Annotated in this window: 9 protein-coding genes; 5 read left to right on the top strand and 4 right to left on the bottom strand. The window is 76.3% G+C overall.

Annotated elements, in window-relative coordinates; translation table 11 throughout:
• Positions 1-52: 52 nt before the first annotated feature.
• From ABT093_RS37470 to ABT093_RS37455, 4 genes are all read right to left on the bottom strand, one after another.
• A complete protein-coding gene (locus tag ABT093_RS37470) occupies positions 53-1,432 on the bottom strand; it encodes an aminotransferase-like domain-containing protein (protein WP_350571948.1) in 1,380 nt (459 codons plus the stop codon).
• Entirely contained in the window at positions 1,429-2,370 is a 942-nt protein-coding gene (gene lipP1 / locus ABT093_RS37465; protein ID WP_350571947.1) for a LipP1 family hormone-sensitive lipase, read from the bottom strand. The genes ABT093_RS37470 and lipP1 overlap by 4 nt, the downstream gene beginning before the upstream one ends.
• Positions 2,371-2,445: 75 nt before the next feature.
• Positions 2,446-3,219 carry a methyltransferase domain-containing protein gene (locus ABT093_RS37460; RefSeq protein ID WP_350571946.1) on the bottom strand — a complete coding sequence of 258 codons (774 nt, stop codon included), beginning with the start codon at positions 3,217-3,219 and terminating at the stop codon, positions 2,446-2,448.
• A gap of 53 nt (positions 3,220-3,272) precedes the next feature.
• On the bottom strand, positions 3,273-4,364 hold the full coding sequence (locus ABT093_RS37455) for an alpha-hydroxy acid oxidase (RefSeq protein ID WP_350571945.1): 1,092 nt from the start codon (positions 4,362-4,364) through the stop codon (positions 3,273-3,275).
• A gap of 191 nt (positions 4,365-4,555) precedes the next feature.
• Between ABT093_RS37455 and ABT093_RS37450 the strand changes: the two genes are divergently transcribed.
• The 5 genes from ABT093_RS37450 (at position 4,556) to ABT093_RS37430 (ending at position 8,446) form a co-directional block, all read left to right on the top strand.
• Positions 4,556-5,986 carry a class I adenylate-forming enzyme family protein gene (locus ABT093_RS37450; protein ID WP_502884406.1) on the top strand — a complete coding sequence of 477 codons (1,431 nt, stop codon included), beginning with the start codon at positions 4,556-4,558 and terminating at the stop codon, positions 5,984-5,986.
• Between the two features lie 225 nt (positions 5,987-6,211).
• Positions 6,212-6,487 carry a phosphopantetheine-binding protein gene (locus ABT093_RS37445; protein ID WP_350571943.1) on the top strand — a complete coding sequence of 92 codons (276 nt, stop codon included), beginning with the start codon at positions 6,212-6,214 and terminating at the stop codon, positions 6,485-6,487.
• Positions 6,484-6,783 carry an acyl carrier protein gene (locus ABT093_RS37440; protein ID WP_350571942.1) on the top strand — a complete coding sequence of 100 codons (300 nt, stop codon included), beginning with the start codon at positions 6,484-6,486 and terminating at the stop codon, positions 6,781-6,783. The genes ABT093_RS37445 and ABT093_RS37440 overlap by 4 nt, the downstream gene beginning before the upstream one ends.
• A complete protein-coding gene (locus tag ABT093_RS37435; protein ID WP_350571941.1) occupies positions 6,780-7,901 on the top strand; it encodes a beta-ketoacyl synthase N-terminal-like domain-containing protein in 1,122 nt (373 codons plus the stop codon). The genes ABT093_RS37440 and ABT093_RS37435 overlap by 4 nt, the downstream gene beginning before the upstream one ends.
• Complete coding sequence (locus ABT093_RS37430; RefSeq protein ID WP_350571940.1) at positions 7,898-8,446, top strand: hypothetical protein; 549 nt, start codon at positions 7,898-7,900, stop codon at positions 8,444-8,446. Before ABT093_RS37435 ends, ABT093_RS37430 begins: the two co-directional genes overlap by 4 nt.
• Positions 8,447-8,471: the final 25 nt, after the last annotated feature.

Below are 8,471 nucleotides of genomic sequence, written 5' to 3'. Positions count from 1 at the left end.
CCTCCCGCTCCCGGGAGGCGCCGCCGTTCGCCGTTGTTCCGGCCGCGGCCCGTCAGGGCGCCGCCGCCCGGGCGGTCTCGGCCCGCACGAAGTCCGCGAGCCGGGCGACACCGGCCGCGATCGTCCCGGGCGTCAGCGAGCTGATGGACAGCCGCAGCCGGTGCTCCCCGCCGCCGGCCGGGTAGAACGGCGCCATCGGCGTCCAGAGCACGCCGCACTCCCGCGCGCAGCGCTCCATCGCGTCGTCGTCGGCCGCGAAGGCGACCGTGAGCACCGCGAAGAAGCCGCCCTCCGGCACGTTCCAGGACAGGCCCAGGCTCTCCCGTTCCGCGGCCGGGAAGCACCGCTCCAGCTCGGCCAGCAGGGCGTCCATGCCGGCCGCGTAGTGGGCCGTGGCGGGGGCGTTGGCGGCCCGCAGCCGACAGTCGTGGGTGAGCAGCATGCCGCCGATCACGGCCTGGCTGAGGGCCGGCGTGTTGACCGTCGTCATGCTCTTCAGCTTGGCCAGCTCGTCGGCCAGCAGGCCGCGCCGCCCGCCGGGGCCGGTCACCTCCTGGTCGGCGACCACGTAGCCGAGCCGGGCGCCCGGGAAGCAGGTCTTCGCGAAGGAACCCAGGTAGACGACCCGCCGGTGGCGGTCCAGCGCCTTGAGGGTGGGCCGCCCGCCGGGCCGCCCGCCCGATTCCCGGGCGAAGAAGCCGTACGGGTTGTCCTCGATGACCAGCAGGTCCTCCTCGGCGGCCGTCGCCAGCAGCCGGGCGCGGGCCGGGACCGGCATCGAGGTGCCGGACGGGTTGGCGAAGTCCGGCACCACGTAGAGGGCGCGCGGGCGGCGCCCGGCGGCGCGGACCTCGCGGGCGGCGGCCCGCACGGCCTCCGGGTCCGGCCCGCCGTCCGGGCCCTCGGGGACCGGCACGGTGGTCAGGTCGAGCAGCCGGGCGGCGCCGGTGACGCCGACGTAGCAGGGCGAGCTGACCAGCAGCACGTCGTCCGGGCCGGCGCACAGCGCGCGCAGCGTCAGCAGCATGCCCTCCTGGGCGCCGACGGTCAGCACCAGCGCCTCGGGGGCCACGACGAGGTCCTCGTCGTGGAACAGGGTGCGGGCGACCAGGTCGTTGATGACGCCCTTGGTCGGCCCGTACTGGAACAGGGTGGTGCGGATCGCGTCGCGGTCCAGGCCGGTCGCGGCCAGGTGGTCGAGGTAGGCGTCCAGGTAGGCGGGGACGTCCTCGGGTTCGAAGAAGCCCTCGTAGGGGCGGCCGGGGGCGAAGGAGATCGCCCGCGGGTAGCGGGTGGTGACCTCGTTGAGGAAGGTCATCGCGTCCAGCAGCGGGTCCGCGAGGGAGCCGTGCAGCTCGGCGAGCGGCAGCGTGACCGCCCCGGCCGGCGACGGGGGGAGGCCGGGGGCCGCCGCGGCGGCGGGGGCCGTCACGCGAGGGCCTCGCGCAGGCGCGCGGCCGCGTACGCCTGGGACTCGGCGGCGCCGTCCAGGGTGCCGGTCATGGCGAAGAACCCGTGCGGCATGCCCGCCCAGCGGCGCAGCTCCACGGGGACGCCCGCCGCGCGCAGCGCCTCGGCGTACTGCTCGCCCTCGTCGCGCAGCGGGTCGTACTCGGCGGTGATGACGGTGGCGGGCGGCAGCCCGGCCAGGCTCGGGGCGCGCAGCGGGGAGGCGTGCGGGTGGGCGCCGTCGGCCGGGTCGGCCAGGTAGTGGCCCCAGTACCAGGCGACCGAGCGGCGGTTGAACAGCGCCGGGTCGTCGTGCTCGCGCGACGAGGGGGTGTCGGCGCGGGCGTCGGTGTTGGGGTAGACGAGCAGTTGGTGGCGCAGCGCCGGGCCGCCCTCGTCGCGGGCGATCAGGGCGAGCACGGCGGCGAGGTTGCCGCCCGCGCTGTCGCCGGCCACGGCCAGCCGCCCGGCGTCCAGGCCGAGTTCCTCCGCGTGCCCGGCCAGCCAGCGGGCGGCGGCGGCGCAGTCCTGGACGGCGGCCGGGAACGGGTGCTCGGGGGCGAGGCGGTAGCCGACGGAGGCGGTGGCGCAGCCGACCGCGTTGGTGAGCGCGCGGCAGATCGCGTCGCTGGTGTCGGGCGAGCCGAGGGTCCAGCCACCGCCGAACAGGTAGAGCAGGACGGGCAGCGGGCGGCCGTCGGCGGGCGGCCCGGGCCGGTAGAGGCGCAGGGCGAGTTCGCCGCCGGGGCCGGGCAGGCGGTGCTCCTCGACGGCGGCGACCGGTTCGGGGGTGCCCGCGGCGGCGCGGATCTCGGCGAGGTCGGCGGCGCGGGCCTCGGCCACGGTGAGGCTGTAGAGCGGGGCGGTGCCGGCGCTCGCGCGGCGGTCGCGCAGCGCCTGGGCCTGGGGGTGCAGGGGCATCGGGGTTTCCTCTGGACGGGGCCGGACGAGGGCGTGTCCGACGATTCGCGACCGGCGGGAATCGTCGGACACGCTCTAGCGGTCGGCCTCGACGTAGACGGTCTCGTCGGTTCGGAAGGCGGTGTCCAGGTCGGCGACGTCGGAGCGGACTCCCTCGCGGTAGGCGCAGTGCCGGATCCGCCCGGCCTCGAAGCCGGCCCGGGTGAGGACGTGCCGCAGCTCGTCGAGGTCGTAGATCCACTGGTGACCGTAGTACCGGAAGATCTGGTTGACCAGGAAGGCGGGGCGCTGCGGCATCGGCGGGCCGAAGCCCATGGTGGTCAGGCGCCGGCGGTGCTTGGCGAGGAAGCCGTCGCCGGTGGCGTAGCCGACCAGGTAGCGGGCCAGGTCGGGGGTGGTGAGGCGCAGCACGCCGCCCGGGCGCAGCACCCGGCGGACCTCGCGCAGCCAGCCGACCGCGACGGGCATGGTGACGTGCTCGATGAGGTGCTCGGCGTAGACCCAGTCGACGCAGGCGTCGGCGAAGGGCAGCGGCTCGGCGATGTCGAGCTGGGTGAACCAGCGGTCGCCGTCGACCCGGTAGAGGGTGCCGGGCTCGGTCGTCGCGTCGGGGCTGCGCAGGGCGGTGAGGTCGGTGCCGAGGCCGGCCGGGTGGGCGGTCCGGAAGGCGGCGAACTCCAGGCCGGTGACGCCGATTTCGGTGAGGCCCCGGTGGTCCTTCGGGAGTCCGCCGGCGGCGGCCTCCAGGGTCCGGCAGGTGGCGACGTCGGCGCTGAACCGGTCGAGCTGCTCGGCGAGGCCGTCGGGGTCGTCCCAGTCCCAGCCGGGGAAGGCGTCCTGTCTGCTCATGGGTGTCGTTCTCTCGCTCGTTCCGTAGGAGGGGTGGTGGTGCGCGCGAAGGGTCAGCCGGGCCAGGGCGCGAGGGCGGTGCGGTCCAGGTCGGCGACCGTGGGCCGGCCCAACAGGGCCATGGTGTGCTCCAGTTCGTCGCGCAGCAGGTCGAGGACGGCGCCGACGCCGGCCTCGCCGCCGGTGGCCAGGCCCCAGAACGCCGGGCGGCCGACCAGTACGGCGCGGGCGCCGAGGGCGAGGGCGACGGCGATGTCCGCCCCGCCGCGCACGCCGCCGTCGAGCAGCGCCGGGAGGTGCGGCGGCAGGGCGTCGACGACCTCGGGGAGGGCGGCCAGGGCGGGCAGCGCGCCGTCGAGCTGGCGGCCGCCGTGGTTGGAGACGACGACCGCGTCGACGCCGTGGTCGGCGGCGCGCCGGGCGTCCTCGGCGGTCAGCACGCCCTTGAGGACCAGCGGCAGCCGGGTGCGTTCCCGCAGCCATGTGAGGTCGGCCCAGGTCAGTGTGGGGTCGAACTGCTCCCTGGCGTGCTCGGCGATGCCCGAACTGCCCTTTCCGGCACGGTGGCTGGTGGCCATCAGGGCAGGGTCGAGGTTCACCGCGCGGATCTCCGGGGGGACGGCGAAGCCGTTGCGCAGGTCGCGCATCCGGCGGCCGATCCGGGGCGCGTCGACGGTGAGCAGCAGGGCGGCGAAGCCGGCCGCCTCGGCGCGTTCCACCAGGGCGGCGAGCGCGTCGCGGCGGCGCAGCCAGTACAGCTGGAGCCAGAGCGGGCCGGTCGCGGCGGCGGCGATCTCCTCCAGGGTGCGGCTGGCGAAGATGCCGGCGACCAGGAGGGCGCCCGCCTTCCCGGCCGCCCGGGCGGTCACCGTTTCGCCGTCCGGATGGACCAGCCGGTGGTAGGCCATCGGGGCAATTCCGACCGGCAGTTGCAGGGTGGTGCCGAGCAGATCGACGGCCGGCTCGCAGACGGAGACGTCGACGAGTACGCGGGGGCGGAAGGCATAGCGTCCGAACAATTCCCGGTTGGCCGCCAGGGTGCGTTCCGATCCACTGCCACCTTCGATGAAGTCCCATATTTCCGGGGGGAGTTGCTCGCGCGCGGCGCGTTCGATCCCGGCCAGTGTGCGTGGTGCCACAGGCATCCTCGTTCCCGGACCGGCCACGTTCGGACCGGCCCACGGATCGGCAGCGTAGGAGGTCTGCACCACATTGGTATAGACCTTGATTTGACCAATCGTCTGTGCAATGGTCTGGCAACGGAATTGGGCGTATTGCTGCTGATGGCAGCTGAACATCGCTCTAGTGTCCATGACAAATCTCCTCACTGTGTGGAGTGGCGTTGACCGGCTTTTCCCCTTCTTCACCGCCGCCCGCCTCACCCCCGCATGCCGATGCTCCCGCCGACTGGGTCGACCGGGTGCTGCTGGCCGGCCCCGGGGGTGAGGAGTGCCTGCGTTTCGGCACGCCCGTCGACCGCGACGCCCTGCGCGCGCTGGTCGCCGAGCAGGCCGAACGGCTGGCCTCGGCCGGCCTCGGCCCCGGCGGGACCGTCGCACTGCGGCTGCCGCCCTCCCTGGGCTTCGTCGCCGTGCTCCTGGCCGCCTGGCAACTGCGCGCGCAGGTGGCGCTGCTGGACCACCGACTGACCGACCACGAGGTCGAGGCGGCGATCGGCCGGCTGGCCCCGCAGGTGCTGGTCGGCTCGGCCTCGCGGCCCGCGGCCGCGGCGCTGCGCGGCTACTCGCTGGTCGACCCGGTCGCCGTCCGGCTGCCCGCCGGCCGGCCCGCCGGGACCGGCCACGCGCTGGTCCAGCTCAGCTCGGGCTCGACCGGCCCGGCCAAGGTGATCGCGCGCACCGCGAGCGACCTGATCCGCGAACTCGACTGCTACCGCAGGCTCGCGGCGTTCCCCGGCGAGGGCGAGCGGGTGGTCCTGCTCTCCTCGGTGGTGCACGTGCTCGGCCTGGTCGGCGGGCTGCTCAACAGCCTGCACGCGCGCGCCCCGCTCACCGTCCCGGACCGGATGACGGCGGCGGGCATCCTCGCCTCGGTCGCCGCCGACGGCCGGCCGACCACCGTGATCGGGGTGCCGTTCCACGCCGAGCTGCTGGCCGGCGCCACCGATCCACCGGAACTGCCGCAGCTGCGCCGGATGGTGGTGGCCGGCGAACTCGTCCGCCCGGGCCTGCCCGCCGCGTTCACCGCGCGCTACGGCGTCCCGCTCGGCACCATGTACGGGATGACCGAGACCGGGGTGATCGCCACCGACCTGGACGGCACCCTGCACCCGGCCAAGCAACCCGTGCACGGCATGGAGCTGCGGCGGGTCGGCGGCGAACTCCAGCTGCGCACCCCCGCCTCGCCCTACCCCGGGCTCGACGACCCGACCCGCTGGGCGGACGGCTGGCTGCACACCCGCGACGCCGCCGTCCTCGACCCGGCGACCGGCCGGGTCACCATCCTCGGCCGCCGGGACTCGCAGGTCTCGATCGGCGGCCTCAAGGTCGACCTCACCGAGGTCGAGCAGACCCTGGCCGCGCTCCCGCACGTCAGGGAGGCCGTCGTGGTCTTCGACGACGGCGCCATCGAGGCCTACCTCTCGGCCGAGGACGGCGCCGACCGGGCACTCGTCCGGGACGGCCTCGCCGAGCAGCTCGCCGCCTACAAGCGGCCGCGCCGGCTGGCCTTCCTCCCGCAGCTCCCCCGCACCGCCACCGGGAAGCTGCTGCGCGACCCGGCCGCCCTGCGCGCCGCCGCCGGCTGACCCCGCCGCGCCGCGATCCGGCGCGCCCGGCCGCGCACCGTTCAGCCTCCCGGCCCCGGCCGCACCCGGCCCGAGCCGCGCGCGGCGCCCCGGACGGCCACCGGAGACTTCCCCAACGGGCACATGCCATATGCCCGTTGGGGCCACCACCGACACACCGCAGGACCGCTTTCCCTTCCCCGACGACCCCGGGCGCCGCTCGCGCCCGGGCCCAAGGAGCCCACCATGCAGGACCGCATCCGCGTGTTCGTCCTCGCCGCCCTGACCGAGATGCAGTACGACGTCTCCGAGGTCACCGGCGACACCGACCTCGGCCCGGCCGGCCTGGACCTGGAGTCGCTCGCCCTCGCCGACCTCTCGGTCCAGGTGGAGGACGAGTTCGGGGTCAAGTTCGACCTGGACGAGATGGAGACCACCGCGCTGATGACGCTCGACGAGTTCACCGCCGACGTCGCCAAGCGGGTCGCCGCCGCCACCGTCACCACGGGCAGCCCGGCGTGACCGACCTCGCCCGCCCCGACCGGGCCGAGGTCCTGGCCATGCTCGCGGCGTTCGGGCAGCGCGCCCCGGAGGATGTCCCCGAGGAGCTCGGTTCGCTCGAACTCACGTGGCTGATCGCCGAGTTCGAGCAGCGCTACGGCATCGAACCGGACCTCGACGACGACGCCTTCGAGGCCGTCCGGACGGTCGACGACGCCGTCGCGGTGTTCCGCGCGGCCGTGCTCGCGGCCGGCGGCGCAGCCGTCACCGGCGCGACCGCCGTCCACGACGCCACCGCGGGGGCCGCGCGGCCATGAACCGCCACGCCCCGCCCGCCGTGCGGCCCGTGGTGACCGGCGTCGGCGTGCTCAGCGCGGCCGGCGACGGCCCCGCCGCGCTCACCGAGGCCGTCGTCCACGGCAAGACCGCGTTCACCGCGGTCACCCGGTTCGACGTCTCGGCGCGCCGCACCGTCCGGGCCGCGCTGCTGCCCGAGCCGCGCCCGCTGGCCGACGCCGTGCTGGCGGCGGCCGGTCAGGCCTGCCGCGGGGCCGGCCTGACCCCGGCCGCGCCCGACGCCGGCCCGCCCGTGCTGCTCGCCCTGCACAGCGACCTGCGCACCCGGGCCACCGTCGCCGCGGTCGCCACCGGGGCCGCGGCGGGCTGGGGCAGCCCCGGGGTGACCCGCGCCTACACCGGCGCCTGCGTCGCGGCCGCCACCGCCGTCGCCGACGCCGCCGCGCTGGTCGCCGCCGGCCGCCACCCCCGGGTCCTGGTCGCCGCCGGCCACCTGGTCGAGCCGGGCGTGTTCGCCGCCTTCGACGCCGGCCGGGCGCTCGCCCGCGACGGCGAGCTGCGCCCGTTCAGCGCCGGCCGCAGCGGCACCCTGCTCGGCGACGCGGCCGCCGCCGTCCTGGTCGAGGCCGAGCCGGAGGCCGCGCGGCGTGGCGCGCCCGTGCTGGCCCGGCTGGCCGGCTGGGGCCGGGCCGGCGACGCCCACCACGTCTGCCGCCCCGAACCCGAGGGCCACGGCGTGACACGGGCCGTCCGCGCCGCGCTGGGGCGGGCCGGGATCGCCCCGGAGGAGGTCGGCTACGTCAACGCCAACGGCACCGGCTCGACGCTCTCCGACCTCGCGGAGGCCAAGGCGCTGCACCGGGTCTTCGGCGCGCACACCGCGCGGCTGCCGGTCAGCTCCAGCAAGGCCGTCCACGGGCACGCCCTGGAGGCCTCGGCACTGCTCGAACTCGTCGTCACCGTCGGGGCGTTGACCGACGGCCTGCTGCCGGTCAACGCCGGCTGGCTGGGCCCGGACCCGGAGATCGGCCTGGACCTCGTGCTGGACGGCCCGCGCGCCGCCCGGCCGCGCTACGCGCTCACCCTCAACTCCGCCTTCGGCGGCGCCAACACCGCACTCCTGGTGGCCGCCCGATGACGACGCTGCGCATCCTCGCCGAGGCCGCCTGGCCCGACCCCGACGCCGAACGGCGCGAGCCGCTCCCCCCGCTGCCCGGCTTCGCCGCCTCCTCCTTCAACCCCCTGGTGGCCGAGACCGCCGAACGCTGCCTGCGCGCCCGGCACGGCACGGCCCCGGCTCCCGGCCGGACCGCGCTGCTGCTGGCCAGCGCGAGCGGCGACCGCGCCACCGCCCGCGCCATCGAGGAGGCCGCCGCCGACCCCGGACGGCGGATGCCCCCGCTGCTGTTCTTCCAGTCCAACCCGAACGCCGTCCTCGGCCACATCGCCGCCCGCTGGGGCCTGACCGGCCCGGTGGTGGCGATCAGCCCGGCCCAGGCCCCGCCACCCGGGCGGGTCCCGCAGGACGCGCTCGACCTGGCGGAACTGCTGCTCGCGGACGGCGACGCCGAGCAGGTCCTCGTCATCGCCGCGGAGCAGGGCGAGCAGGGCGAGGACTCCGCGGCGGCCGAGGGCCCGGAGCACACCGACCGGGCGGTGGCCCTGCTGGTCGCCGCCGTCTGACCCACCCACCCGAACCGACCCCGAA

The organism is Kitasatospora sp. NPDC002551, from assembly GCF_040296005.1.
Taxonomy (GTDB): domain Bacteria; phylum Actinomycetota; class Actinomycetes; order Streptomycetales; family Streptomycetaceae; genus Kitasatospora.
Note: the sequence above shows the minus strand (reverse complement) of the source record. Positions and strands in the feature narration are given on the sequence as shown.